The sequence below is a fragment of the Saccharothrix sp. AJ9571 genome, from assembly GCF_021725495.1.
In the GTDB taxonomy this organism is placed as follows: domain Bacteria; phylum Actinomycetota; class Actinomycetes; order Mycobacteriales; family Pseudonocardiaceae; genus Amycolatopsis; species Amycolatopsis magusensis.
In genome coordinates this window covers 7,145,438-7,171,621 of sequence record NZ_CP091382.1, presented here as the reverse complement: position 1 = coordinate 7,171,621, position 26,184 = coordinate 7,145,438, and the positions used below count along the sequence as shown (strand labels likewise).

Genomic DNA, 26,184 nt, shown 5'->3' with positions numbered 1-26,184 from the left:
CGCGAATCCGTAGTGGCGCGGGGCGAGGGCGCGGAACGAACGTCGATCAGGCAAATCCGTTGCCCGTCCGGTCCAACACCGCAAGTTCTGAACACAACCTCCGCAATCTCGCGCATGGCACCGGATGGCAAGAAGACCTAGGTTTGCGCTAGTCCGGCCGGGTGACGGAGCCCGGGTGGAGGTCGCCTTGCCAGCATGGGCGCCGTCCCGGCGGCAGAGTGGCCCATGCCAGGTCAACCTGAGATCACGCAGTCTTGCATTCAACGGAATTGATCAGGCAACAGAATGACACCATCCGGTACGAACATCGCGTCATCGAACAGATCCGGCGCGTCACCTCGAGCGACTCCAGGAACTGTCTCCGGCCAGCGGAAAACCACCTTCGGAAATTGCACGTCCGCATACGGATCATTCAGTGGATCCTCAGGTGGCGTTTGCCGGATTCGCGAGGTCGACGTATGTTGGGCGGATATCGATCGAGGCGCGGAATCCCCGATGTGACAATCTGCCGAAGGGTGTTACACACGCGTCAAAAATGTCTTCCGCGGCTCAGCGCTGAGCCATTGCGGTGACGCGCCGGTCGGCGCGATGAGTCCGTGTATCGAAACTTCGACAAGAGGGAATCGTCGCGGCGGGCTGGACGTTGTGGTTCCGGTGCGACAACAAAGCAGCGGCTTTTCGGAGGGGGAGAGCTCGTGGAGCGAACCATGAACGACTCAAGTCCGGCGGTACCGGAACGGTTGCTGGACAACGGGGTGGCCGGGGTGGGCGGTGTCCTGCTGGTGGAGGGACCACTGGCCTGCGGCAAGACGACGGTGTTGCGGGACACCGCAGAGCGCGCCGCGGACCGGGGTTTCTCGGTGCTGCTGGCCAACTGCGCCCACGCGGAGCGCGAGCTCCCGTTCGGCGTGGTGGCGCAGCTGTTCCGGGCGGCGGGTCTGCCGATGGAACTCCCGCAGCCCGCCGAACCGGACGAGGCGGCGATCGTGCGGCTCGGCCACCAGCTGTGCATGGAACTGATCGGCTTGGCGGAGGGGGAACCGCTGCTGATCGTGATCGACGACCTGCGCCACGCCGACGTGGCCTCGGCGATGTGCCTCGGCCAGCTGCTCCGCCGCGCCACGCAGAGCTCGATCGTGGTGCTGGTGAGCGACGATTCACATCTGCGGTCGACCTATCCGCCGTTGCGCGCGGAACTGGCCCGCCTGCCGGAAAGCGCGCGGATCGAACTCGCCCCGCTGGCGCCGGAGGCGGTCACCCGCATCCTGGCGAAGCTGCCCGACGGCGACCCCGGTGACCGCTGCCCGACCGACCTGGTCAAGGCCTCCGGCGGTAATCCGCTGCTGCTCCACGCGTTGATCGAGGACTACAGTTCCGCCGGCGAGGCGCAGGAGCACGGCTACGGCCAGGCATTTCTGAGCTGCCTGTACCGCAACGAATCGGTCCTGCTCGACACGGTGCGCGCGCTGGCCGTTCTCGACGCGGACGCCTCCCCCGCCGAACTCGCCAGTGTCGCCGGGGCCGACCCCGCGCTGGTGGTCCAGGCACTGCACGCGATGACCGAAGCCGGTCTCCTGCACGGCGGCGCCTTCCGGCACGACGTCGCCCGGCTCAGCGTGCTGAACGAACTGCCCGCCGACGTGCGCGCGGACCTGCATCGCCGTGCCGCCAAGCTCTTGCACGACCTCGGCATGCCCGCGGTGACGGTGGCACGGCACCTGATGTCCGCCGGTCACAGGGAAACCTCGTGGAGCCAGGACGTCCTGCTCGAAGCCGCCGAGCTGGCCGCACTCGCCGCGAACGCGAGTTTCGCGGTGGAACTGCTCGAACGCGCGCTGGAATCCTGCCCCGATGCGCAGGCACGCGCGTCCGTCGAGGCCAAGCTCGCGGAAATCGAATGGCGGATCAACCCGTCGACGGCCGCCCGGCACCTCGGGCCGCTGGTCGACGCCGCCGACTCCGGGCATCTGGCGGCACCCGAAACCATCGCGCTGGTGCGGCAGTTGCTGTGGCGTGGCCGGACGAGCGAGGCCGAGCAGGTGCTCACGGGACTGCGGGACGACCCGCAAGCCGCCGACGAACTGCACTCCGTCGACCGATGGCTGACGTGCACGTATCCACTGCTCGCCCGCCGTGGCGTGCGGCCGCCGGCGGACCGCGGCCTCAAGACCGCCAGGGAAGGCAGTGTGCCGCGGGCGTCGGCCGTGCTGGCCGACGTGCTCGTGCGCGGGCAGAGCCAGGAGATCAAGCCGAGAGCCGAGGAGGTCCTGCGGGAACTGCACCTCGGGCACAGCGTCGCCGGCCAGGAGGAGGGCGGGCTGCTCGCGGTGCTGGCGCTGATCTACACCGACCAGCTGGAGACCGCGAACACGTGGTGCGACGTCCTGCTCCAGGAAGCCGGCTCCCGCCGCATGCCCATGTGGCGCTCGCTGTTCTCCGCCTGCAAGGCCGAAATCGCTGTGCGGCAGGGAGATCTGACCGCGGCGGCGGACCTCGCGAACAGGGCGCTCGCCGACGCGTCCCCCGGGTCATGGGCCTCCGCGGTCGGGTTTCCACTCGGGAGCCTGATTCTCGCGTACACCAGGATGGGCCAGTTCGAGAAGGCGGCACGGTACGCGACCCAGTCGATCCCGGCGTCGGCGCTGAGGAACCGTTACGGGCTGCACTACCTGCACGCCCGCGGCCACTACTTCCTCGCCATCGGGCGCAGCCAGGCCGCACTGGCGGATTTCCTGATGTGCGGTGAGCTGATGGACGACTGGGGGCTCAGCGGGAGCAGCCTGGTCCTGTGGCGGACCAGCGCGGCCGAGGCGTGGCTAGCGCTCGGCAACCGTGATCAGGCCAAGCGGCTCGTGCTCGACCAGCTCGCCCGCCCCGGCGCGGACGGCGATCGCGCCAGGGCGCTGTCGTTGCGCCTGCTGGCCGAAACCAGTTCGGCGAAGCGTCGGCCGCAGCTGCTCACCGAAGCCATCGACATCCTCGAGGAACGCGGCGACAAGTACGAACTCGCCCGGTCATTGCGTGATCTGAGCCGGGCCAGGCACGCGATCGGTGAGCAGAAACAGGCTCGCCGGATCGTGCGCCGGGCGTGGTACGTGGCCAACAGCTGCGACGCGGAACCCCTGTGCGAGGAACTCCTGCCCAAAGGCGGCGACGAACTCTCCCCGGCGACGGTCGCCGTCGCGACTCGGCCCAGCCGGATCAAGCAGCTCACCGATTCGGAACGACGGGTCGCCTCGCTGGCCGCCATGGGCTACACGAACCGGGAGATCGCCAGCCGGCTGTACGTCACGGCCAGCACGGTCGAACAGCACCTGACGCGGGTGTTCCGCAAGCTGGACGTCAAACGCCGTGAAGAACTCCCCGACGAACTGGGCGCCTGACCGGGCTGGGCGGCCGCCCAGCCCGGTCAGGCCGGTTCGCTCAGGAGCAGCTGGTGTTCTCCCGCGGGAGTGCGCGATCGGTGACGTAGCGGCTCACGTGGTCGATCACGCACGGGTTGGCCATCGCCCCGAACAGGTTGGTGGCCGGGACCGTCGTGATAGATCGTCCGGCTGCCGGGGACTTCGGCCACCGCCCGCACGGTCGGGCTGAAGTCGAGCCAGGTACCGGCGCCCAGCATCGGCGGCAGGCCGCCGGGTAGCGGCGCCGGCGGATTGATGACCGGTGCGGGCCAGCCGGAACAGGTCGTCGGCAGGTGCCAGGCGAGGGGAAGGCGGCGCCTGCGTTGGGTGCGACGTGGTTGAGACGCTCGACGCTACGCGCGACGTCCGCGTGGTCGCGCGGGCGGGATCATCCAGGCACTCCGTGACACCGCCGCCGGGCACCCCTGGATACGGATCGCTACCGGACGCCGCGAAACCGGAGGCGTCGCCCGCCTCAGCGGAGCCGATGGCGGCCAGCAGGGCAGGCCAGGCATCCGGCCCGCGCGTCACCTTCCGAATGCCGAGCGCACGCAGCTGTGTGCCGTCGAAGCGGGCCGTACCGGCCGGAACCGGCTCCACGTCGGCCTTGGCGACCAGCGACCGCCAGCGTCGGTCGGTTCCCGGACCCGCCCAGTCGAGGAACCGCCCCAGGTAGCGCTCGAAGTCGAGCGCGACAGCCTCTAGTTCCGCGCACCGTGGTCGCCGGTGCCGTCGACGTAGATGATGCGCACCCGTCCGGGAACTGCCGGGCATAGGACTGCGCGATGACACCACCGTACGAGGTGCCGATGAAGTTCATCCGGTTTTCGCCCAGTGCCTGGCGAATCACGTCGGCGTCGCGAGCGTCGCTCGCGGAGTCCATGTGGTCGAACAACTCCGGATCACTGGCACGGCACTGGTCTCCCCTGGCCTTGTTGGCCGTGGCGAGCCGATCGAACTCCGCCTGGTCGGCCGGGAACGGTGGCGTGCTTGCTCCAGTCGCACTCCAGCACCGGACTGCTGAGCCCTGGATAGCCACGCGGGTCCCACGTGTCGAAGATCCGCGGTTGGGACCGCATGATCGCGATCTGGTTGCCCTGCGGTCCGCCGAAGTTGATCATTACCGTGCCGCGCTTCTTGCCGGTCGCGGCAGCCGCGCCACCTTCAGCGTGATCAGGCGACCGCCGGGCTCGGCGAGCGGGACGTTCAGGTCGGTGCACTGGATCGAAACCGTGCCCGCCTCGGGACAGGGCTGCCAGTTCAGGTGGTGCGACGCGTCAGCCACGGCCGGTGGAGCCACGAGCGCGAGCGAAAGCAGGATCTTGAGCATGCCGCCACGCTAGGAACCAGCCGGGCCCGCGCGCTGTCGACGATCGTCGCTCGCGGTGTTCACTGAAGTCGCTCAGCGCGGTTCCTGGGTGTCGCGCACCCAGGAGCGTCGGTGCTTGAGCTTCAGGCGGAGGCGGGTGGCCGGGTGGAGGGATTCGGTGCCGTTCCTGGCCTTGGTGGTGGTGTGCGGGCCCGACTGCATGCCGGTGCTCCCGTCCCCGGCGATGAAGAGCCGGAAGAGGGACCGAGGCGCCGGCTTGACCGCCTGCGCGCGAGTTGCTCTCGGACAACAACAACTCTACACCCGGACGGGTCAGCGGTAGGCGCGAAGGAACACGTCCACGCCGTCGGCGAGGATCGCGAGAATCTCCGGCCTGCCCACCGTGCCTGCCAGGTCCTCGTCGATCACATCGAGGGCCAGTCGCATCGTCAGTGCGATGAAGTGCTGCATGGCGCGGCGCGGATCGGTCAGCTGGAGCCTCCCATCCGCGGCGAACTTCGCGAACCGCTCCTCCACCATCCGTTCGGGCTCATCGCGCGCCGCCTCCGGCAGACGCGGCGCCACGGGTGCCTGGGAACTCAGCCGCCGGAACGTCACGTAGTGCGACGTCGGGAACATCTCCGTCGTCACCCTCTGCGCGAAGCCGAGCAGGGCGTCGCGGATGTCCCTGCCGTCGACCATTTCCTCGTCGATCGCCGCTCTCACGCTCGCGACCACCGCGTCGTTGGTGCGCCCGAGAACGGATCGGAAGAGAGTCTGCTTGTCGCCGAAGTGGTCGTAGACGGTGCGTTTGGACACCCCGGCCCGCGCCGAGATCGCGTCGACGCTGGTGAGTTCGTACCCGTCCGAGACGAACAGGGCCTCGGCCGCGTCAAGGATGGCCGCTTGCTTGGCCTCGGCGCGCAGCCGCCTGCCTGGTGTCTGCGCGGTCGCTCGCGGGGTCGCCATGTTCTCATCCTATTCTCAGTCGCAGAAAACTGCACGGTGTAGTGTTGTTTCTTGTGAGGCGAGTACGCCGTCTCCCCCGAATCCCGCCGCAAGGAGTCCTTCATGCACGAGAGCAGGATCGGCGCCGGACCGCACACGAGGTGGAACGGACGGCTCGTCGGCCTGGTGGCCGTCCTCGTTCTGGTCAACTTCATGGTCGACACGGCCATCACCGCACCACTGCTCGTCCTTCCGGAAATGCTCGACTACTTCGGCACCGACCAGGCGGCCTGGCTCAACGCCAGCGCGATGCTGGCGGGCGTCATGTGGGCGCCACTGCTCGGGAAGAGCGCCGACGTCCACGGCAAGCGCAAGGTGCTCGTGCTGACCCTGCTGATCAGCTGCGCAGGCGCGCTCGTCTGCGCGCTGGCTCCCAGTATCTGGGTCTTCATCCCCGGGCGCCTGTTGCAGGGCGCGGCCGTGGCCGCCATGTTCCTCACCGTCGCGATCGTCCGCGACGTCTGCGCACCCCGGATCGCGATGGTCATCGTCGGCATCGTGACCTCCGGGTCCGCGGTGCTCAACATCGCTTCCCGTTTCCTCACCGAGAAACTGGCCGCGGAGTTCGGCTTCCAGATCCTGTTCCTCGTCTCGGCCGTCGTCGCGGTCACGATGGCGATCTGCGTGCGCAAGGTCATTCCCGAATCCCTGATCAGGACACCGGGCCGGATCGACGTCGGGGGCGCCCTTCTCCTCGGCGGCGGCCTTGCCGGGGTGCTCAGTTACGTCAGCCTCGGCTCGGAGTTCGGCTGGCTCGCCTTCGGTCCCCTGGTTCTCCTCGTCGGTGGTATCACCGCGTTCGCCAGGTGGTTCCTGGTATCGAGCCGGAAGCCCGACTCCCTGATCGACGTCAGGAACCTCGGCGCGCCCTTGGTGCTCACGCTCCTCGTCCTCGTGCTCAGCACCGGTTCGTACCAGAGCATGCTCCAGCTCGTTCCCCTGATCGGTGACATCTCGGCGGATCAGCAACTCGGATACGGACTGGCGGGCCAGGGAACGGTGGCTCTGCTGCTCGCGGCGCCGGGAATCGGCGTGATGATCGGCGGCCCGGTGGCCGGAGCGCTCGCCGCCCGCATCGGACCGGCCTCGACCCTGGCCGGTGGAGTCGCGCTCGGCACGGTGGGCACCATCGGGATGTTCCTCGGTGTCTCCCAGTTCCCCGCCGCGCTCTTCTTCGCGTTCCTGCTGGGTTTCACGGTGGGCGCACTCGGCACCTCCGGCTTCAACATGGCGGGCAGCCTGGCGCCCGCCGACCGGCAGGGCATCGTCTCCAGCCTGGTCATGGTCGTCATCGCGATCGGATCGGTGGTGCTGAACTTCGTCGGCGCGGCGGTGCTCAAGTCGACCACCGTGGTCGCCAACGGCGAAACGGTGAACTCGGGAACGGGTGTTTTCACCTATATCACGATCGCTACCACGGCATTCGCGATCGCCGCGGTACTCGTTGTCATGCTGGTGCGAAAGTCGCGCGTCAGCCCCCAAACGCCGTCTCGGGCGTCTCTCTGACGGAGTTGATGAAAAAATGAAAACACAACGTACGGTTCTGGTCTCCGGGGCGAGCATCGCCGGTCCCGCTGTCGCGTTCTGGCTGCAACGGTACGGCTTCGCGGTGACGGTGGTGGAGAAATCCACCGGACTGCGTGGCGGTGGGTATCCGATCGACGTGCGCGGCACCGCACTGGAGGTGGCCCGCCGGATGGGAATCCTGCCGCAGCTCCAGGAAGCGAATATCGAAACGCAACGGCTGACCTTCCTTGATTCCGATGGCAGCGAGGTGGCCTCGGTTCATCCGCAGACGGTGGTCGGCGGAGTCGAGGGACGTGATGTCGAGGTGCCTCGCGGGGCACTGGCGGAAATCCTGCACGGAGCCACCCGGGACGAAGTGGAGTACGTATTCGACGACTCCATCGATGCGCTCACCGAACACGAGCACGGTGTCGATGTCACCTTCCGCAGCGGCGCGCAGCGCAGTTTCGATCTGGTGCTGGGTGCCGACGGACTGCACTCGCGCACCAGGGAACTCAATTTCGGACCCGAGGAGCAATACCACCGTTATCTGGGATATTGCTTCGCCGGATTCACCATGCCCAACAAATTCGGCCTCTCCCAAGAAGGAGTGATCTGGAACTCCCCCGGCCGGGCGGCGGCGCTCTACGCGGTCAAGGGAAGCGACGAGCTCCATGGTTTCCTGGTTGTCGCCCTCCCCGAACCACCCTACGACGTACTCCGCGTCCCCGAGGCACAGCGTGACCTCGTCGCCACGACCTTCGCCGACGACGGATGGGAGATCCCGACCATGGTCGCCGCCATGCAGGACACGGACGACCTGTTCTTCGACACCGTCAGCCAGATCCACCTGCCCCGCTGGTCCAGCGGCCGGGTCGGTCTCGTCGGCGATGCCGCCTATGCCCCGTCGTTCCTGACCGGTCAGGGCTCCAGCATCGCCCTCGTCGGCGCCTACATGCTCGCCGGGGCACTGGCCACCCATCGCGACCACACCGTCGCTTTCGCCGCCTACGAAAACGGCACCCGTGGCTTCGTCGAACTGAACCAGGCACAGGTCGACGCGGGCGACGCGGCGCTCTTCCCGGTGACCGCCGAAGCCCTCGCGCGACGCAACAACGGACTTCGCGGCCTCACTGCGTTGCCACCGGAAACCGGGCGACCGGCGCACACCGCTCTCACCCTGCCCGATCCCAATTTCACGCCGGTTACCTCCGACGTGGCGGTCGATGTAAGCGAGATGTAAGTGTGCGTCGGCATGATCCCCGGGCGATGAACGGATACCTCGGGGGCATGGCCTCCCACTTCGACGAACCGCCGGCGTCGCGTGGCTGAATCTCAAAACGAACCGGGGCAGGCCGGGCGCCACCGGCTCGTGGCGGCCCTCGGTGAGGGCGGAATGGGCCGGGTGCTGCTCGGCATGGCCCGGACGGCAGACGCCTTGAACGAGCTGACCTGGATCGTGATCCGCCAGGTCGGCGTCGTTGGCGACATCACCGTCGGCGACTGTTTCGAGCTGACCAAGGCGTTGCAGGAGCACCACTTGCGGGGCAGCGCGGGCAGGCCGTTGTTCTACGCGATGCTCAAGCAGGCCAGCGTGTTACCGGCTGCGGCGCCCGAGCGGTTGCGCCTGCTGCGGCTGGACGGCCGCCGCAGCGTCGAGCAGATCGTCGACGCCTACGGCATCGAGTGCCTGCCTGTCCGGGATCTTCTGGTTGAGTGCCTCACCGAGCGATCCCCTGAACTCGACCACACCTCATTGCGCTCCGTCGCCCGCAACCTCTGCCGACTGTTCTGGCGTGACCTGGAGATCCACCACCCCGGCATCGACTCGCTACGGCTGGTGCCTGAGGTCGCGCAGGCGTGGAGAGAACGACCCGGCCCGGAGGACGCCCTGGGTGGCGCCGTGCCCGATCAAGGCGTCGGAGGTGACCCGGAAGAAGGCCCAGGCGCGCGTCAAAGCCCGGATGGATCAGCGGACCAGGACCCAGCTTCCGTTGCTGCCGGCGTTGCTGCGGGCCGTCGAGCAGCACCGCAGGGACGCCGAAGAACGCATCACCACCGCCGCGGCCACTCCCTCCGGGAGCCGGTTCACCGCGGGCGGTCAGGAGTTGCAGCGTTGCCACCAGGGTGAGTCCGGCCGGGTCTACGCCATCGACGTGGTGACGGACAAGCGGCGGGAACTCACCCACGAGGAGTCGGCCGCGTTCTGGTCGTGGGCGACGATAGAAGTCTTGCGGCACACCGGAATCCGCATCGAGGAGATGCTGGAGCTGACACATCACAGTTTCGTCGCCTACACGCTGCCCACCACCGGCGAGGTCGTGCCGATGTTGGAGGTCGCTCCATCCAAGACCGACGCGGAGCGCCTGCTGCTGGTTTCACCGGAGCTCGGAGAGGTCTTGACCGCGATCATCTTCCGAGTGCGGGCGGGCAACGCCACCCTGCCGTTGGTGTCAGCTATGACGTGTTCGAGCAGAACTGGAGCTCTCCGATGCCGTTCCTGTTCCAACGGCGCTTCGGCACCGAATACCGGCCCATCACGCGCAGCTACATCCGAGAATGCCTCGTGGCCACGTCACAGGCCGCCGGGCCGAGCGCCCCAGTGAGGAATACCGCGACCTCACCGCCCAGGAATGGGACGAATTCCTCGCCCACTTCGAGCTGCGGAAAGTGGCCCTCGGAACATGCGGCCGCGACCACGGAACCCCTTGTGCACACGAAAATGCCTGCGTCAGATGTCCACTACTCCGGGTTGGCCTCGACCAAATGCCACGGCTGCAAGGAATCCACGCCAACCTCGTCGACCGCATTGAGGAGGCGAAACGGTAAGGCTGGGCACGATCCGTGCTGCACTTCCAGCGGCGGGCTCCTCCCCCACCGGCATGCCGTTCCCAGGCAGGTGAGCACGACGAACCTGCGCTGAGCCGGGGCCCATTACCCGACTGTCGAAGGTCGACGACGCTGGCCTGGTGATCACCACCTGAGGACGCTCTGTGCGAGTTTGTACGAAAGAGCCGTATGGCCTTGTCCAGGGCAACTGGCTGTACCGATGATCGAGGTGCCCCGGTTGTCCGGATCGCTTCGACGTACGCGAACCGGGCAACCCCGTTATTGGCGTGTTGGCAGTGGCGCTGGTCAGATCCTTCGACCGGCACATCATGCGCCGATGCCGATGGCATCTAGTTCAACCACGACGGCCTGTTGTAGGTCGATCATCATGATCGGAGAAGAGATGGGTATCGCAAGAATCGTTGAACGAGCGGCTGTGGTCTCAGCCGGTGCGACTATGGCCATCACATGTATGTCTGGTGTCAGCGCAGCCGCAGAGCCTTCGCCGCACGCTGGTTCGGTCAGCACGGCGACGGCTTCGACGACGCCTGCAGCCAACGGTGATGTTTCAGTTCTGGGCGTCGCCCTATGCCAAAGCGTTCTCACATCGAACGGCTACCGAGTAGGCGTTGTCAGGGGCGGTATCTGCATAGCGGTCGCGGCGGCCCCCGATTTCTCGCCAGAGGCCGTCGTTGTGTGCACCCTTGCCTTGGTTGCGACCTTCGTTGACGAAGACACGGCTGCGGCGGCCTGCACCGTCGGCAATATCCCGCAGTGAAGGGCGGCGGCCGCCCATGTCCTACGCCTAGCCCACGTCCGTCAATGGCGTAGCCGTGGCCGGAAGGACAGGTCTGGTCACGCGGACGGTAAGCATTGCGGTGGTGTTGTCAGGCTGCTCGGCCGGGTCGCTGCGCGGCACGGCGACGGCCGCGTCGACCAAGGCGTCGGCTAGGTACTGCGCGTCGCCGTCGATCCGTCCGGCGTGGTCGGATAGTTCGTTGCCAGGCAGGGTTTGTGGACGCCGTCGCCGGTGAGCAGGAGCGGGTCGAAGTCGGCGAGCCCGCCGCGCAGCGGCGTCCAATGTGGTCGTCCAGTGCAGGGATCAGCACCCGCACAACGCCCATGACAATGGTGAAGATCGTGGTCACACCTCGCCTCGAACCTGGAGTGGAGCTTCCTGACGTGCACGCCGATGACCTGGTCGGCCCGGACGAACCGGGAGCCGGAGGAGGAGTTCTCGCGGTCGGGGCGCCGGGCAATCGCCAGCCACGCCGGGGTATTGAGTCATGCCCACCACCCTGGCCGTCTCCGTCGCCGTGCCGCGGTGGGACACGCGGAACACCCGGCCCAGCGCGCCTTGCCGGGGCGCAGTGGTGCCGGGCTTCGGCCTGGTTGCCGGCCCATGCCGAAGCCATGGCCTTGGGCCGTGGTCGAGCCCGTGACGGCGGTCGCAGAAGTCGTCGTGCCGCGCGCGGGACTGGCGTGGGCGTGCGGCTTGAACTTCCTCGGGTCCGACCACGGCCAGGCGCCGGGTTCATGTTCCGGCCCGAGCCACGGGTTCCGGCCGCTGGCGCGAGTGATCGGGCCGAACTCAGCCCGACAGTCTCGTCATCACCGCTTTGGCGTACGTGGTCGCCGTGCCGCACGGGTCAGTGGTCCTCATCGACTCGACCTCGAGCACTTCCGTGCGTTCTTCGTCGACCTGCCGGTGGGTCCAGGCGAGCGTGCAGTACCCGGTGTCGTCCTGCGACAGGTACGCGTCCACGCCGTCGATTTTCGTGGGCTCGCCCGCGCCGCGGGGCGGCTGGCCCGGTTCTCCTTGCTTCACCGTGAGGCTCATGCTGCCGACCTGCCCTTCCCACCTGCACGCGCGCAGCAAGTACGGGGAAGCCTTGAACCCACCGCCCACGGCCGATCGTGCGGTCTCACCGTCCACCAGGGAGCACGGATCGACGGGCAGGGCGCTGTTCGCGGGGACTTCCCACCGGAACACGTCGGTTCGCAGGCGGTCGACGACGGTGCGCAGCACGGTCGTCGCCGGGCCGCAGGAGTCGGCCGTCCCGGTGGGGAACTCGATCCCGATGCTCAACTCGGGTCGCGCCGGAGTCTGGATCAGGGCGCCGCAGCCAGTGTTCGCGTCCGTCAGCCGCACGGGCAAGCCGTCGATGTCCTTCCCGGCGTCCCGGCCCGAATCGCTGCCGGCGTCGCTGTCCATCCCGATGGTCAGCCAGACGCCGAGGTCGTTCTCGGAGGTCTGGTAGGTGCATCCGCCGGGCTCTTCGGAGCGAAACCGGGTGAACTCGCCGACCGGGTCCACGTCGACCCCGTCCAGCACGCGGCACGGATCCACCAGGCGGAGTCGAGCGTCGGCCAGCGCCTCGCGCGCCGGCAGCGGATGTCCCGTGGCGCGGCCGTCGACCACATCCTCGAAGCCGTCCAGTCGCACCACCGCGAACGACGCCGCCGTGACCGCGCACAGTGCCCCGGCCAGCACAGGGGTGGCCTTGCCCCACGGGCGTTTCCGTGGCGGCGGCTCGGGCAGTGGCCAGGACAGCACCTCGCGGATACGCGCGCCCCGCGCCGTGATGAGGGTTCGCACACCGTCGGGCCACCCCGCTCCGGTGGGGACTGGGCCCAGCAGGGCGAGCAGTTGTTGCGGTGTCGGGCGCGCCGCCGGGTCCTTCGCCAAGCACGGCTCGACCAGCGCCGCGATCTCGGGCGCCAGCCCACTCAGGTCGGGTCGCGTGTGGACGATGTTGTACAGGGTCTGGGCCGTGGTGTTGCCGGTGAAGGGCGCCCGTCCGGTTGCCGCCATGACCAGTAAGGCGCCGAGGGAGAACACGTCGCTGGCGGGGGTGAGCATGTCGCTCGTGGCCTGTTCCGGGGACATGAACGCGGGCGAGCCGATGATTGCGCCGGTCCCCGTGAGGTCCGAGCCCTCGGCGGCGCGGGCGATCCCGAAGTCGATGACGCGGGGTCCGTCGGCGGCGAGCAACACGTTGCCCGGCTTGAGATCGCGGTGGATGAGCCCCACGCGGTGGATGTCGGCCAGCGCGGTCGTCAGTCCCACGGCGAGGTAGCGGACCGCGTCGGGCGGCAGTGGGCCCGCCGCGTCCACCGCCTCGCGCAGGTTCGGCCCCGGCACGTGGACCGAGGCGAGCCAGGGAACCTCGGCGTCGGCGTCGGCGTCGAGCACCGCGGCGGTGTAGGCCCTGGAAACCCGGCGCGAGGCCTGCACCTCGTGCCGGAACCGGCCGCGGAACCCCGCGTCATGGGCGAACTCCGGGTGGATTTGCTTGAGCGCGGCCAGCCGCCCATCCGGGGAGAGAGCGAGCAGCACCCGTCCCATGGCGCCCTCGCCGAGCACAGCGAGCAGCCGGTAGCGGCCCGCGGTGCGCGGCTGGGCGGGGTCGAGCGGCTTCATCGCGGCAGCCTCGGCACGACCTTCGCCGCGACGTCTCTGGCCTGCCGGCACGTGTCGGCGGTGTTGCTTTCGGCCGGCGGGCGCACGCGGATGCTCACGACCTCCCTCGCCTGCCCTTCGGCACCGTGCTGGACCCAGCGCAGTTCACAGACGCTCGGCTCGGATTCGGTAAAGGGCCGCTGGTAGACGGTCAGTCCGCCGATCGTGACCCGTTCACCGCGGGTCTCCTCCGCCGACGGTGGCGAGTCGTGGAAGTCGAACTGCAGGGCGAGGGAGGCCGAGGCGGCGGCGTCCCAGTCGCAGCTGTGCAACGTGCCGGGCCGCTTGGTGGGCAGGACCCCGAAGATCGTCTGCGCTTCGTCGTCGCCGAGCAACGCGCAGGGATCGAGCTTTCCCAGCGTGGTGTCCTCGTCCGGCCGCCGGGCGCTGCCGTCGCTGATGTTCCGGACGACCTCGCCCAACCTGGCCTTGGCGTCTTCGCAGAGTTCGGCCGTCGTGCCCGCCTGGTCATCACGGGCGACGGTCACGCCGAGCGCGCTCTCCGGATCGTCGGGCAGGGTGACCGTGGCGCGGCAGGTGTCCCGGACCTTGTCCGACTCGGCCTGGACGGCGGCGGCCATGCCTTCGACGGTGGCGGTCTCCGTGGCCTCCGTCGGCGGGATCGGGCCGGTCGGCACGCCCACGGAGATCTCGCGCTGCCCGTCACCGGTGAATGCGCAGGCGAAGAACCCCACGCGGGTCGTGACCTTCAGGCCAGACAGCACCTTGCACGGGTCGATCGTGCGGAGCCCGGCCGGGCTCAACGGTGCGGGCGGGGACGACGGCTCTGTCGTGGACGGCGTGGGGTGCGCTGTCGGCGTCGCGGCGGCCGGGGCCGCCTCCGGCGTGGACCGCGCGAGCAGGGCGGGAATCGTCACCGCACCGGCGAGGACGACAACGGCACCGACCGCGGCGGCGGTGATCCTGTTCCGGCGCCGAGCAGGGCCTCGCAGCGCCTTCGCCGCCGCTTTCTCGCGCTCGGTGATCAGCGCGTGCACGGTCGCCGACCACGGTTGCGGGCTCGGCGTGAGCGCGCCGAGCGCGTCGAGGAGCTGCTGCGGCGTCGGCCTTCGCCGCGGGTCCTTCGCCAGGCAGGGTTCGGCCAGGTACCGGATCGCGGGCGGCACCGCTGACAGGTCCGGGTCGAGGTGCACGACGTTGTACAAGGTCTGCGGCGTCGACCGGCCGGCGAACGGAGCACGTCCCGTCGCCGCCAGCACGAGCAACCCGCCGAAGGAGAACACATCGCTCGCCGGTGTCAGCCTCTCCCCCTGCGCCTGCTCGGGCGACATGTAGGCCGGTGAGCCGATGATCGCGCCGCTGCGGGTCAGCTCCGAGTCACCCTCGCTGGCCCTGGCGATGCCGAAGTCGATCACCCGGGGCCCATCGGCGGCGAGCAACACGTTGCCGGGCTTGAGATCGCGGTGGATCAGCCCCGCGCGGTGGATGTCGGCCAGCGCCGTGGCCAGCCCGACCGCGAGCCTGCGCACGATGTCCTGCGGCAACGGCCCCGCCGACTCGACAGCGTCCTGCAGCGTCGGCGCCGCGATGTACAACGACGCCAGCCACGGCGCGGGCGCGTCGGGGTCCGCGTCGAACACGGGGGCTGTGTACGCCCCGGAAACCCGGCGCGAGGCCTGCACCTCGAGCCGGAACCGTTCCCGGAAACCGGGATCGTGCGCGAGCGCCGGATGGATCTGCTTGACCGCGACCAGCCGCCCATCGGGTGACTGGGCGAGCGACACCCTTCCCATGCCCCCGGCACCCAGCGAGGCAAGTAGCCGATACTGCCCGATCACACCACCGTCACGACGCTTTCCCCGATTCGTCCTCGATGACCGCATAACCCCGCTATCCGCCGATACCGAGGCGCACCGTGTGACTCCTCGCCCCGCAATGTAACAGTTCCGTCAGACTCCGACGGTGCAGATCCGCCCGTGGTTCCCCGGCTTCCGGATTCGCCACGGCTCAGCGGGGTTCGCGGTCGTCGTGCCGGTGGAGTTCGACAGCGGGTACGCAGAACGTGATCTCGGAGAAGTCCACGTCGTCGGGCTCGCCGTGCTGGTGGTCGCGGTCGGCCTGCGGGAGTTCGATGGCCGCGACTCGTGAGACGATGTCGGCTACGGCGGTGTCGGCGTCACGCATGAGTTCGGCGCGCTGGTCGGCCGACATGACGGTCCAGGGCTGGGCGAGTTGGTAGAGCGGTGCGAATCGCGTGCCGCTGTGGTCGGGCAGGTACAGCAGGTCCTGGAGCCGGTGACGGCCTTCCAGAACGTCCTTCGCGGTCGCCTGCTGGGCGCCGGTCCCGTTGGCGGCGATGATCCGCAGCGCGATGTCGGTCGCGTGCCGGCGCTCGCCGGTCTGGTCGAAATGCTCGTTCACGGTGCGCTACTTCCTCATCAGCTGGGGCACGACGTAGGGCTCGGGGGGCCATTGCGCGGCGTTGACCGGGCCGTCGACCTGCGCTCGGTGCAGCATGCTCACGAAGGCCGACACCCCTTGGTGCGCTGACCAGATCCAGTCGTCGATGTCGGCCAGAGTGACCATCAGCGAAGCGACGACGTGCAGTTTGTCCTCGCCTTTGAGGATGTTCAGGATGGCGGTGCCGATGTCGGCGGCTTCGAGGATGGGCAGCAGGCCGACGAGCTTGTCGATCAGCAGGTCGACCAGGGCGTTGAGCTGTTCCATGTTCAGGTACATCGTGCGGCAGAACGCCATGATCTCCTCGGCGCCGGTGAGCAGGAAGTCCCGGTGCTGGGCCAGGCAGCCGCTGAAGCGTTCCAGCCAGCGGCCCGCCTCGTCGGCGGCGTTGCCTGCCCAGCCGCCCTGGATGTCGAACCGGCCCCGGTCCAGGTTCTTCCTGATCCCCTCGACCGCGTCGGCCCCCTGCTGGAACGCCACCGCCTGGGCGTCGAGCAGTTCCCAGCCGCCGGGGCCCAGCGCGCCGATCATGGTCTCGAGGATGTCGCTGCCGGCGATGTGGGTGAGGAATGCGCGCAGGTCGCTGCTGAACGACGCCTTGCCCGTGGCCGCGCTGATCTCCTCGGCGACTTTGAGTCCCCAGCGCTGCTTGAAGGCGTCGGAGTCGGGGCGTTCCATGCCGGTGCCGCGCTCGTAGTTCTTCTTCGCGGTCTCGATCGGGTCCTCGTCGTACTTGGAGAACGGCTCGCCGGTGTCGCCCTCGACCGGGGCCTTCTCCAGTCTGGCCGGCAAGGCGCCGGCGGGCACGGTCCGATCCAGCGCCGCGGCGTGGGCGTCATCATCGGCGGCGTAGTACTTCGCCGCCTCACCCAATGCCACCCCGGAGTCGGTGGCCAGCCGCGCAGCGGTGGCGGTGTCAGCCTTCGCGGTGTCGCAGATCGCGTTGTAGGGGCCCTGTGCCTGTTCGAGCATCCCGCCCAGCGCGGTGCCGAACACGCCGCCGTTGGTGCCGGCCCCCATACCGGTGCTGTCGACCAGGCGCCCCAGATCGTCTCCGCATGCTCTGACGAGCTCGCCGAGCTTCCCGATATCGGCTTCGTTCGCCGTGAATCCCATTCGATCCCCTCGATGGTGTGGTGAGCCCCGTGCCCGCGGTCAGTCGCAGTGCGGAACGGTGACCTGACCGGCAACGGCCTTCGAGTGGATGTCGGCGTACTTGTCCTTGTACTCACCAGAGGTGATCTGGACGTAGAACATCCGCCCGACGGCGTCCCACCAGCAGATCATCTTGAGGGTGGTACCGCCTGGGATGTACACCAGGTCTCCGCCTTTGATGTACACGGCCGAGTTCTGCGCCGAGGTGCCTTTGACGCGCGGTCCTTTCGCCGCTGATGCCGGCGCGGCCGCGACTGCCCCGGAAACAGCGACCGTCAGCGTCATGGCAATGGCGGTGATGATCTTTCGCATATCGATAGCTCCCCTTGTTTGGTGCGGCTGAATGAATTCATCCTGGGGAGATCGCCGGATCCCGGTCAACGCCCCGAGCCGCCCCCCACGGCGGTTCGAACCCGTTGACCAGGACGAACTCGATCACGAGCACCGAAGTTCGGACGAACTCGCACACCCGGTCAGGAACACGGTGGGGTGTGGGGCGCGTCCGGGATGAACTGATTCCATTCCTCGGCGGTGATTCCGGCGCCGGTCGTGGCGCAGAGCCGGCGGAGGGCGGTCTCGGGGTCGGTGGGCCACAGGCGCACGGTGCCGTCGCGGTTGCCGCCGGCGAGCAGGGCGCCGTCGTGGCTGTAGGCCAGTGACATCGCCGCGTCGTCGGACGCGGTGACGGTGGCGTCGTGCTCGGGTTCGCCGGAGTCGCTGAGGTCCCACAGCCAGATCGTGCCGTCGATGCTCGCGGCCGCGAGTTGGTCGCGGTGCGGGTGGAAGGCGATGTGGTGCAGGTCGGCGACCGGGCCGTCCAGCGATCCGCCTGCCGGTGTCGCCTCGCCGGAGGCGCTCAGCCGCCACAGGTGGACGTTGTCGTCGGCGGCGGCTCCGACGGCGAGCAGCGTGCCGCTGGAGTTGAACGCCACCGAGGTCGCGGCTTCCCCGGTCGGCAACGTCGTGAGCAGGCGTGGCTGGCGGCGGTCGGTGATGTCGTAGAGGTAGGCGTTGCCGTCGTCGCTGCCCATCACGAGCAGCTTGCCGTCCGGGCTGAAGCGCACGTCGTTGAGCGCGCTGCCGGATTCGCGCAACGCGGCCAGCCGCACGGGGTGGCTGGGGGCAGTCAGGTCGAGCAGCGTGACGGTGCCGTCCTTGGTGGCCACCGCGAGTCCGGTGCCGCCGGGCTGGAACTCCACCCAGGCCACCGTCGAACCGGCCACGCCGAGATCCGCGACCGGTGCCGGGCGGGCCGGGTCGCCGATGTCCCACAGGTGGGCCCCGCCGGTACCGGTCCCGGCCGCGAGCAGCCGGTCGCCGGAGTCGATCGCGAGGGGACCGCTCAGCTTGCCCAGGCCACCCGTTGCGGCGAGGGGTTCGCCGATGCGCGCGGGGCGGGCAGGGTCGGCGGCGTCGACGAGGTGTATCGCGTTGTCCTGACTTCCCGGACCGACGGCGAGTGTGGTGCCCTGCCCGGTGAAGTCCAGTGCGTACACCGTGTCGCCGAAGCCGTCGATGACGGGGCCCGGGACCGTCCAGGTGCGGGTGACGCCGTCCTCGGCGAGGGTCACGATCGTGTGCTCGTCGACGTAGTGGGCCGTGGTGAGCACACCCGCGTGCGGCAGCGTGCGCTGGACCTTCCCGGACGCGACGTCCCATTCCCAGAGCTTGCGGTCCGAACTGGCCCCGATGATCCGGTCGCCGCCGGGGCTGAAATCGATGAACGTCACCCAGCTGGCCGGGCCGGTGAGCGTGCCACGTGGCACAGGCGTGGCGGAGTCGGCGACATCCCAGAGGAACACCGAGCGGTCGCTGCTGGTGCCCGCGGCGAGCATGCGACTATCCGGGGAAAATGCCACCGAGAACACCTGGCCGCTCGGTCCGGTCAGGACCGGCAGTGCCCGTGGCCCGCCCGGGTCGCCCAGGGCGAAGCGGTGCACGGCGCGATCCCGGCTGCCCGCGGCCAGTGTCGTGCCGTCCGGGGCGAAGGCGACGCTGGTGATCGCGCCCTGCGGGCCGGCCAGCACCGTGTTCCGGCTGGGGTCGGCGAGATCCCACAGGTGGATCTTCGCGTCGGCGCCGCCCGCGGCGACCGTACGACCGTCCGGGGAGAAGGCCACCGACGCGACCTCCCCGACCGGCCCGGCCATCGTGGCCAGCTCGACCGGAGCCGCGAGGTCGCCGATGTTCCACACGCGGACCGTGCCTCGCTCACCGACCACTGCCAGCAAGGTGCCCTGGGCGCTGAGCGTGATGGCCGCGGCACGGCTGCCCACGCTCAGCGGCGGCCCGGCCGGGGTGTGCTGTCCGGCCCGCGACAGGGCCACGGTGCCGTCGTCGGCACCGGTGGCCAGCACCCCGGCCGTGGCTGCCACGACGTGGCTGGGACTGCCCACGCCGAGGTGCCTGGCGGGCACCGGGTGCGCCGCCGAATCCAGCAGGGCGGACCGGGCTTCGGCGGTGGGGGCGCTGCGATAGGCCACCGCAGCCAGCTGCGCGGCCATCGCCGGATCCGACGCGCGCAACCGCTCGGCTTTGATCGCGATATCGCGCGAGAGCGCCACCCTGCCCTCGCGTGCAGCCGCGTCCTGCGTGCGCCAGGCGTAGAGCAGCGCGCTCGCCGCCACGACGACCATGACCACGGCCGCGCTGAGGAGCTGATACCGGCGCCGGACCCGGCGCCGGGTGGCCGCCAGCTCGGCGGCGCGCCGGGCGGCCGCGGCGTCGAGGAACTCGCGTTCGAGCGGGTTGAGGTCGTGTCGGTGTTCCTCGGCCCAGCTCAGCGCCACCGCGAGGGTCCCGCCTTGGAACAGGTCGTCCTCGGTGCGCCCGTGGTCTCGCCAGGTGCGGGCGGCCACGGTCAGCCGTCGGTGCACCTGCCTGCCCGCGCGGTCCTCCTCGAGCCAGGCCCGCAGCCGCGGCCAGGCCTGCAGCAGTGCCTCGTGGCTGATCTGCACCGAGGTGTCGTCGGCGGTCAGCAGGCGGTGCGCGATCAGGGTGTCGAGGATGTCGTCGATCTGCTCGGCCTCGGCATCGGACCGGTCGCCGGTCAACTCGTCACGCTCGGCCCGCCGTCGCGTGTCGACCGCGGCTTCCCCGGCGTGCACCAGGCGCAGGAAGATCCGCCGCGCCACCGGCCGTGCCTGCGGGTCGAGGTTGCCGTAGGCCGCCTCGGCGGAGCCGGCGATAGCGTGCCGGAGACCGCCGACCGCGCGGTAGTCAGCGATGCCGAGCCCGCCCTGCCCACGCTCGACAGCCGCATCGAAAGTGGCCTGCAAGGTGTGCGAGAGCAGCGGCAGTGCCCCCGGGTCGTGTGCGGCGTCCGCGTCGCCGACCGCGCCCGGCGACACCTCGCGGACCAGTAGCTCGACGAGACCGTCGTCCACGGCCATCCCCACGGCGCGGGCCGGCTCGGTGATCGCCGCTCGCAGTAGCGGTCCGGTCAAGGGGCCGACCACGACCTGCTCGTCCTGCAACGCCGCGGCTAGCTGCGGATGGCGCAGGGCGTGGCCGTAGAAATCGGCGCGCAACCCCAGCACCACGGCTCCCGTCCGCGCTGTCGACCACACCGCGGTCAGAAATGCGCGCCGCTCGCCGTCCTCGACGTCAGCCGCGAAGATCTCCTCCAGCTGGTCGACCACGAGCAGGCACCGGCCCCCCGGGCCCACACTGGCCGCGGCCAGCCGTGCCTTCAGCTCCGCCGACGGTGATCGTCCCGGCAACACCACGACGGGCGGCCAGCCCGCGTCGATCATTCGGGGCAACAGCCCCGCCCGCAGCAGCGAGGACTTCCCCGCCCCGGACGGGCCCACCACCATGACCGGTTTCCCGCTGCCCGCCTGCACCGTGACCTTGTCGACGAGGTGTTCGGTCAGCGCGGACCGGCCGAAGAAGTGCGCGGCGTCGGCGGTATCGAACGACCGCAGGCCCGGGTACGGATTGCGCTTTTTCCCCGCTCCGCTGCGGCCGCGGCGGCGCAGCCGCTCCACCACCGCCCACCACGCCTCCCACTGCTCGTCACCGCACACGCCCAGCTCGCGCAGCAGCAATCGGAACTCCCGCCCCACCCCCTGCTGCGGTAAGTGCCTGCCCTTGAAATAGCCGTTCAGCGTGCTCCGGCTCAACCCGTGCCCGCCTTCAGCGTCGCGCCCGGTGGTCGCGCTCGCCAGCTGGCTCAGCGACCTGCCCGACCGCTCCTTCAGCAGCGTCAACGCGGCTCCGAAAGCCGCCATCGAATCCACCGAGGCCGGGTCGACATCCTCATCCCCCACCAGAGCACCTCCCCTTGCCAGCTCCTGGCGGTCATTTCGCGTAGCTGAACGGTATCGGATAGTGAGCACGCCCTGTGCGACTTCGTCCGAACTTGCACCCCGATCTCCTGGCCAAGCCGGATTCCGCGTCCGCGCCGGAAGTTCACACCGTCCGGCCATTGCCGCTCACCTTCCCCGTCCTTACGTTGAATTCACCTTCATTCCAGGAAATCGATCGGGGATCACCCATGCGGAAACGCTCACTGCGCGTGCTGCGCAGACCTGTCATCGTGCTGGGGTTCGCCGTCGCCATCGTCACGGGATCGGCAGTGGCACCGGCGGCAGCCACATCAGCATTAACCTATGCGGAAACCGTCGAGAGGCTCACGACGATCGCCCGCGCGGGAGACCTCGACCGGCAGATCGCGGAGGCCGCCGAACACATCACCGGAGAGCAGGGCCGACACAGCTTCGACCAGCAAGCGGCCGCCCGCGACGTCCCGTACGAAATCGTGCTCCTCACCGAGGACGTGGTGTCCGCGAACAATTTCATGATGTCGCAGATCGCGCGCGGCGTGCGACTCACCGACATCGACCTGTCCCAGTTCACACTGGTCACCGCACTGCTCGAGGATCCCGAGATCGCCGCGGCGCAGGCGGCACGCCCGAAAACCGACGAACTCAGCCTGGCGGCGCTCAACGCCTGCGGCGAGAAGGTGAACCCACTCCCCGCCACGAACCCGAAACGGGTCGTCGCGGTGAACATGAAGACCAAGGAACAGGCGGAAAAGTACTTCCGTGACACCGGCTACCACCCGACCATCCACTACGCCTGCGGAGCGGTCTACAAATGCTCCCACGACTGGACACGGGGACGCGCCTACAACTCGAAGTACGGGCACTGCGCCTCGCCGCGCTTCCGAGACCACGGCGTCCGCGACAAGCACGAACGCGCCACCGCCCAATACGGTGAGCCCAATCCCGAAGTCCACAGCTACATCTGGCCCTACCCAACCTGGCCGGCTTACGTGAGCTGGTGGCACAACACACGCTGAAACCACCGCTCCCGAACGCTGCTCGCCGGCTCACCGCCCGCGGGCAGCGTCCGCAGTCCGAACACCCATCGCCGGGGCACCGATCGCCAACGCGTTTCACCTCACCCGGCGGGGCGCATTGTTCGCCGACGCGGCGGCGGTCACTAGGAATGTCCGCTACGGCGGGCCGCTGAGCGGTTCCCGGTCTCGGTGTCCACCGCGCAGCGCTGGGCCGGCCGGTACCGCGCCGAGGGCGAGGCGGGCATGACCGACCGGTTCTCACACCCGCATTCCAGCCCGCGCCGGACCCGACGCGCACCGAACGGCGGATCGTCAAGGTCCGGGTGCTGCGGCGGTGGGGGCCGACCCGGATCGGCTACCTGCTCGGACTCAACCCCGCCACGGTCCATCGTGTGCTGGTCCGGTCCGGCCCGCCTGGCTCACCTCAACCGCGCCACCGGCCGGCCGATCCGGCGCTACGAACGCGCCACCCCCGGGGAGCTCATCCACGTCGACATCAAGAAACTGGGCAACATCCCCGACGGCGGCGGACACCGCGTGCACGGACGACAAGCCGGTGATGTCCACAAACGCGCCACCACCACCGCCCGCTACCCGCACGGCAACCCCGGATCGGCTACCACTACCTGCACAACGCCGTCGACGACCATTCCCGGCTGGCCTACACCGAGATCCTGCCCGACGAAAAGAAAGACACCGCGGTCGCGTTCTGGCGCCGCGCCCACGCCTTCTTCACCGCGCACGGCATCACCGTCACACGGGTACTCACCGACAACGGGGCCTGCTACCGGTCCCGAGCCTGGCGCGAGGCCCTCACCACCACCGGCATCACCCACAAACGCACCTGGCTTCCTGGTCATGATCGCCCCGGCGGGGTCCTGGCATCCGGTCACGGGGCCGGTTTGGTTTCAGTGTCGATCTCGGGGATCGTGCGCGTGCCTCACCTGCTAGCGTTCAAAGCTTTATTCTCCGGGCGGCCGTTTGAAACCACGGACTGCCGATACGGCGGCGGCGCAGGCCAGCCCGATGCTCGCCGCGAGCGCGAGCGCAACCTGGCCGCTCCCATCCCACCCGAGAGCCAGGCGACGGCATGCGTCCACCGCGTGGGTGACCGGGTTGAACGCCGACACCACCCTCAACCAGTCCGGCATGGCCTCCACTGGAATGAACGCGCTGGAGACGAACATGAGTGGGAAGGTGACGAGAAAACCGATGCTCGAGAGCACCTCCACGCTGCGCAGCCACACTGCCAGCGCGATGAAGACCCAGATCAGCGACCAGACGAGGACAACTGCCAGCACCAGCGCGGCGGTGAGCCCGAGAAAGCCACCCGATGGGGCGAAGTCCAGCAGGACCACCCCGCACACCACCAAGACGAGCAGTTGCGAAATCACCCGGGTCAAATCGGTCAGCGAACGAGCGAGCAGCACCAAGAACGGATTCACCGGCATCGAGCGGAACCGGGACACCATGCCGCTGTCCATATCCCCGATCAAGCCGGTGCCCGCCCCTTGCGCGGACCCGATCCCGGTGGTGACGAGCAGCGCGGGCATCAGGAAGTCGACGTAGCTGGTGCTCCGCGGCAGCACAGCGGGATCGGCCATGCTGCCGAACACCTGGCTGAACAGCACGAGCATGATCAAGGGCTGCAGCAGGTTGAACAGGACGATCCGGCGGTCCGCGTAGACGACGCGTACCTGGCGCACCGTAAGCACCCACAGTTGGCCTGCCACGCTGGAACGCCCCCACCGGCCGGTGTCCCGCCCCGGCTCGGCGGCCTCGCGGATCGATGTGCGTTCCTGGATCGCCATCGTCGTTCCCCTACTTCTTCCGTGTGAGCGAGAGATAGACGTCATCGAGAGTCGGTTCGGCGAGACTGAGCGCACCGAACTCCACCCCGACACCGTCTATCGCCCGGATGACAGCCGCCAGGTCGGTGGAACTGCCAGCCGGCACGGTGACCGTCTGTGGCAGTTCGTCCGTCGACGGCTGGAAGCCCGCCTGGCTGAGCGCCGCCACGACGAGCAAAGCGTCCGAGTGCCCCGCCAGTGTTATGCGGATGGACCGGCTGCCGACCTCCGCCTTCAGCTCTTCCGCCGTGCCCGACGCGATGACCCGCCCCGCACCCAGCACGGTGATCAGGTCCGCCAGCCGATCGGCTTCATCGAGGTACTGGGTGGTCAGGAGCACGGTGGTGCCCTCGTCGACCAGTTGTTCCACAAGTTCCCACAACCCGATCCGGCTTTCCGGGTCCAGCCCGGTGGTCGGCTCGTCGAGGAACAGGACGGCGGGCCGGGCAACCATGCCGACCGCGAGATCGAGCCGCCTGCGCATGCCGCCCGAGTAGGTCCGCGCCGGTCGGCCCGCCGACGCCGTGAGCGCGAACGCCTCGATCAGTTCGGTCGCGCGCAGTTTCGCCTGTTTCCGGCTCGCCCCCAGCAACCGGGCGATGAACACCAGGTTGTCGAAGCCGGGCAGTTCGCCGTCGAGCGCGGCGAACTGCCCGGTCAGCCCGATCCTCTTGCGTACCTGTCCGGCTTGCTTTCGGACGTCGAACCCGCCGACCTCGGCGGTACCGCTCGTCTGCGGCGAAACCGTGGACAGAATGTTGACCAGCGTCGTCTTGCCCGCGCCGTTGTGTCCGAGGAGCCCGAGAACAGTGCCGCGCGGCACCTCGATGTCCACGCCGTCCAGAGCTTGGACTGGACCGAAGCGCTTGGTCAGGCCTTCCGTCCTGATCGCGATGTCGCTCATACCCGGTCACTCCTCGGCCGGGCGCCGTTCGCGTTCCCCGCGCCGGACACGATCCGATCCAACTCGGTCTCGCGCAGCGCGTCACCGCCGAAACTCTCGGTCACCCAGGTGTCGTTGTAGATCGTGTCCAGGTATCGCTCCCCGAGATCCGGTGCGATCGCCACCGCGGTGAGCTCGCCTGGGCCGGCTCGGGCGGCCAGCCACCGCTGGGCTCCCGCGATGACCGTGCCGGTCGAACCTCCGAACACGAAGCCCGCGGCGGCCAGCAAACGACATACCCGGATCGTCTCGGTTTCCGTCACGTGCACGACGTCGTCCACATAGGATTCGTCCAGCAACGCGGGCCGGACGCTCGTGCCGAGTCCTGGGATCATTCTGGGTCCGGCCTCCCCGCCGAAGGTGACCGAGCCGGCGGAATCGACGGCGACCACCCGCACCTGACGTTCCGATTCCCGGAAGTACCGGGCACAGCCCATCAGGGTTCCCGTGGTACCCGCACCCACGAACAGGACATCCAGCTCGGGGAACTGGCGGGCAACGGCCGGCGCGGTGGTCCGCCAGTGGGCCATCCAGTTGTCTTCGTTGCGGTACTGGTTGAGCCAGACGAAACGACCGTCCGAGGCGCAGAGCCGTCGCACGTGCTCGATCCTGGCGGCGAGGAAACCGCCCGCCTCGTCGGATTCGGTGACGACCTGCACCTCCGTCCCCATCGCCCGCATGAGCTGCCTCGAGTTGAGGTTGCAGCGGGAGTCGGTGACGCAGAGGAAGCCGTACCCCTTGCTGGCGGCGATGATGCTCAGGGCGACCCCCAGGTTCCCGGAGGAGGATTCCACCAGGATCGAGCCTTCGGTGAGCACACCGGAACGTTCCGCCGCGGCGACCATCTCCGCCGCCGCCTTGAACTTGATCGAGCCCGCGAAGTTGAACCCCTCGCACTTCAGGTACAGAGACCCGCCGAGAATCGGTTTCAGGTCGACGTAGAGGTCTTCGACGTTGAATTCACCTGGGGTGGTGATCACCGGCATCGTGA

The 26,184-nt window shown here is 68.9% G+C and carries 20 protein-coding genes and 1 pseudogene; 7 read left to right on the top strand and 14 right to left on the bottom strand.

Features of this window, described 5'->3' with window-relative positions; all coding sequences use genetic code 11:
- Positions 1-707: 707 nt before the first annotated feature.
- On the top strand, positions 708-3,383 hold the full coding sequence (locus L3Q67_RS32480; RefSeq protein ID WP_499185243.1) for an ATP-binding protein: 2,676 nt from the start codon (positions 708-710) through the stop codon (positions 3,381-3,383).
- Positions 3,384-3,879: 496 nt separating this feature from the next.
- On the opposite strand, the gene L3Q67_RS32475 is transcribed toward L3Q67_RS32480, so the two are convergent.
- The 4 genes from L3Q67_RS32475 to L3Q67_RS32460 all read right to left on the bottom strand — a co-directional run bounded on the left by L3Q67_RS32475 (position 3,880) and on the right by L3Q67_RS32460 (position 5,682).
- A complete protein-coding gene (locus L3Q67_RS32475; RefSeq protein WP_499191695.1) occupies positions 3,880-4,287 on the bottom strand; it encodes an alpha/beta fold hydrolase in 408 nt (135 codons plus the stop codon).
- Positions 4,288-4,524: 237 nt separating this feature from the next.
- On the bottom strand, positions 4,525-4,734 hold the full coding sequence (locus tag L3Q67_RS32470; RefSeq protein ID WP_499185242.1) for a hypothetical protein: 210 nt from the start codon (positions 4,732-4,734) through the stop codon (positions 4,525-4,527).
- 72 nt (positions 4,735-4,806) lie between these two features.
- Complete coding sequence (locus tag L3Q67_RS32465; protein WP_499185241.1) at positions 4,807-4,935, bottom strand: hypothetical protein; 129 nt, start codon at positions 4,933-4,935, stop codon at positions 4,807-4,809.
- Positions 4,936-5,046: 111 nt separating this feature from the next.
- On the bottom strand, positions 5,047-5,682 hold the full coding sequence (locus L3Q67_RS32460; protein WP_499185240.1) for a TetR/AcrR family transcriptional regulator: 636 nt from the start codon (positions 5,680-5,682) through the stop codon (positions 5,047-5,049).
- 102 nt (positions 5,683-5,784) lie between these two features.
- Here L3Q67_RS32460 and L3Q67_RS32455 point away from each other — a divergent pair, with 102 nt between their 5' ends.
- The 4 genes from L3Q67_RS32455 (at position 5,785) to L3Q67_RS32440 (ending at position 9,833) form a co-directional block, all read left to right on the top strand.
- Positions 5,785-7,227, top strand: a complete 1,443-nt coding sequence (locus L3Q67_RS32455) for an MFS transporter (protein ID WP_499185239.1) — start codon at positions 5,785-5,787, stop codon at positions 7,225-7,227.
- Positions 7,228-7,243: 16 nt separating this feature from the next.
- A complete protein-coding gene (locus L3Q67_RS32450) occupies positions 7,244-8,470 on the top strand; it encodes a Rossmann-fold NAD(P)-binding domain-containing protein (protein ID WP_499185238.1) in 1,227 nt (408 codons plus the stop codon).
- Between the two features lie 153 nt (positions 8,471-8,623).
- On the top strand, positions 8,624-9,358 hold the full coding sequence (locus L3Q67_RS32445; RefSeq protein WP_499185237.1) for a hypothetical protein: 735 nt from the start codon (positions 8,624-8,626) through the stop codon (positions 9,356-9,358).
- Between the two features lie 25 nt (positions 9,359-9,383).
- Complete coding sequence (locus L3Q67_RS32440; RefSeq protein WP_499185236.1) at positions 9,384-9,833, top strand: hypothetical protein; 450 nt, start codon at positions 9,384-9,386, stop codon at positions 9,831-9,833.
- Between the two features lie 550 nt (positions 9,834-10,383).
- On the opposite strand, the gene L3Q67_RS32435 is transcribed toward L3Q67_RS32440, so the two are convergent.
- From L3Q67_RS32435 to L3Q67_RS32405, 7 genes are all read right to left on the bottom strand, one after another.
- Positions 10,384-10,614, bottom strand: coding sequence for a hypothetical protein (locus L3Q67_RS32435; protein ID WP_499185235.1), 231 nt, complete (start codon positions 10,612-10,614; stop codon positions 10,384-10,386).
- Positions 10,615-11,647: 1,033 nt separating this feature from the next.
- Positions 11,648-13,480: a serine/threonine-protein kinase gene (locus L3Q67_RS32430; RefSeq protein ID WP_499185234.1), complete on the bottom strand. Its 1,833-nt coding sequence runs from the start codon at positions 13,478-13,480 to the stop codon at positions 11,648-11,650.
- On the bottom strand, positions 13,477-15,273 hold the full coding sequence (locus L3Q67_RS32425) for a serine/threonine-protein kinase (protein WP_499185233.1): 1,797 nt from the start codon (positions 15,271-15,273) through the stop codon (positions 13,477-13,479). Before L3Q67_RS32425 ends, L3Q67_RS32430 begins: the two co-directional genes overlap by 4 nt.
- A 214-nt stretch (positions 15,274-15,487) precedes the next feature.
- Complete coding sequence (locus L3Q67_RS32420) at positions 15,488-15,901, bottom strand: hypothetical protein (RefSeq protein ID WP_499185232.1); 414 nt, start codon at positions 15,899-15,901, stop codon at positions 15,488-15,490.
- A 6-nt stretch (positions 15,902-15,907) separates the two neighbouring features.
- Positions 15,908-17,056: a WXG100 family type VII secretion target gene (locus L3Q67_RS32415; RefSeq protein ID WP_499185231.1), complete on the bottom strand. Its 1,149-nt coding sequence runs from the start codon at positions 17,054-17,056 to the stop codon at positions 15,908-15,910.
- 39 nt (positions 17,057-17,095) lie between these two features.
- Positions 17,096-17,407, bottom strand: coding sequence for a hypothetical protein (locus L3Q67_RS32410; protein WP_499185230.1), 312 nt, complete (start codon positions 17,405-17,407; stop codon positions 17,096-17,098).
- Positions 17,408-17,568: 161 nt separating this feature from the next.
- Positions 17,569-21,366: a WD40 repeat domain-containing protein gene (locus L3Q67_RS32405; protein ID WP_499185229.1), complete on the bottom strand. Its 3,798-nt coding sequence runs from the start codon at positions 21,364-21,366 to the stop codon at positions 17,569-17,571.
- Positions 21,367-21,593: 227 nt separating this feature from the next.
- Between L3Q67_RS32405 and L3Q67_RS32400 the strand changes: the two genes are divergently transcribed.
- Positions 21,594-22,400: a hypothetical protein gene (locus L3Q67_RS32400; protein WP_499185228.1), complete on the top strand. Its 807-nt coding sequence runs from the start codon at positions 21,594-21,596 to the stop codon at positions 22,398-22,400.
- Between the two features lie 153 nt (positions 22,401-22,553).
- Positions 22,554-23,245, top strand: a pseudogene (locus L3Q67_RS32395) (DDE-type integrase/transposase/recombinase); the annotation flags it as partial.
- A gap of 117 nt (positions 23,246-23,362) precedes the next feature.
- On the opposite strand, the gene L3Q67_RS32390 reads toward L3Q67_RS32395, so the two are convergent.
- Genes L3Q67_RS32390 through sbnA form a run of 3 tightly spaced genes read right to left on the bottom strand, consistent with a single transcriptional unit; the run spans position 23,363 to position 26,179 of the window.
- A complete protein-coding gene (locus L3Q67_RS32390; protein ID WP_499185227.1) occupies positions 23,363-24,211 on the bottom strand; it encodes an ABC transporter permease in 849 nt (282 codons plus the stop codon).
- A 10-nt stretch (positions 24,212-24,221) separates the two neighbouring features.
- Positions 24,222-25,154: a DrrA family ABC transporter ATP-binding protein gene (locus tag L3Q67_RS32385; protein WP_499185226.1), complete on the bottom strand. Its 933-nt coding sequence runs from the start codon at positions 25,152-25,154 to the stop codon at positions 24,222-24,224.
- Complete coding sequence (gene sbnA, locus L3Q67_RS32380; RefSeq protein ID WP_499185225.1) at positions 25,151-26,179, bottom strand: PALP domain-containing protein; 1,029 nt, start codon at positions 26,177-26,179, stop codon at positions 25,151-25,153. The genes L3Q67_RS32385 and sbnA overlap by 4 nt, the downstream gene beginning before the upstream one ends.
- Between the last annotated feature and the right edge of the window lie 5 nt (positions 26,180-26,184).

Coding starts and splice junctions, on each gene's coding strand:
- L3Q67_RS32475 (WP_499191695.1), bottom strand. CDS start 4,287: ATGGACTCCGCGAGCGACGCTCGCGACGCCGACGTGATTCGCCAGGCA.
- L3Q67_RS32410 (WP_499185230.1), bottom strand. CDS start 17,407: ATGCGAAAGATCATCACCGCCATTGCCATGACGCTGACGGTCGCTGTT.
- L3Q67_RS32465 (WP_499185241.1), bottom strand. CDS start 4,935: ATGCAGTCGGGCCCGCACACCACCACCAAGGCCAGGAACGGCACCGAA.
- L3Q67_RS32445 (WP_499185237.1), top strand. CDS start 8,624: ATGGGCCGGGTGCTGCTCGGCATGGCCCGGACGGCAGACGCCTTGAAC.
- L3Q67_RS32460 (WP_499185240.1), bottom strand. CDS start 5,682: ATGGCGACCCCGCGAGCGACCGCGCAGACACCAGGCAGGCGGCTGCGC.
- L3Q67_RS32470 (WP_499185242.1), bottom strand. CDS start 4,734: ATGCTCAAGATCCTGCTTTCGCTCGCGCTCGTGGCTCCACCGGCCGTG.
- L3Q67_RS32430 (WP_499185234.1), bottom strand. CDS start 13,480: ATGAAGCCGCTCGACCCCGCCCAGCCGCGCACCGCGGGCCGCTACCGG.
- L3Q67_RS32400 (WP_499185228.1), top strand. CDS start 21,594: ATGCGGAAACGCTCACTGCGCGTGCTGCGCAGACCTGTCATCGTGCTG.
- L3Q67_RS32450 (WP_499185238.1), top strand. CDS start 7,244: ATGAAAACACAACGTACGGTTCTGGTCTCCGGGGCGAGCATCGCCGGT.
- L3Q67_RS32385 (WP_499185226.1), bottom strand. CDS start 25,154: ATGAGCGACATCGCGATCAGGACGGAAGGCCTGACCAAGCGCTTCGGT.
- L3Q67_RS32425 (WP_499185233.1), bottom strand. CDS start 15,273: ATGGGAAGGGTGTCGCTCGCCCAGTCACCCGATGGGCGGCTGGTCGCG.
- L3Q67_RS32455 (WP_499185239.1), top strand. CDS start 5,785: ATGCACGAGAGCAGGATCGGCGCCGGACCGCACACGAGGTGGAACGGA.
- sbnA (WP_499185225.1), bottom strand. CDS start 26,179: ATGCCGGTGATCACCACCCCAGGTGAATTCAACGTCGAAGACCTCTAC.
- L3Q67_RS32480 (WP_499185243.1), top strand. CDS start 708: ATGAACGACTCAAGTCCGGCGGTACCGGAACGGTTGCTGGACAACGGG.
- L3Q67_RS32415 (WP_499185231.1), bottom strand. CDS start 17,056: ATGGGATTCACGGCGAACGAAGCCGATATCGGGAAGCTCGGCGAGCTC.
- L3Q67_RS32390 (WP_499185227.1), bottom strand. CDS start 24,211: ATGGCGATCCAGGAACGCACATCGATCCGCGAGGCCGCCGAGCCGGGG.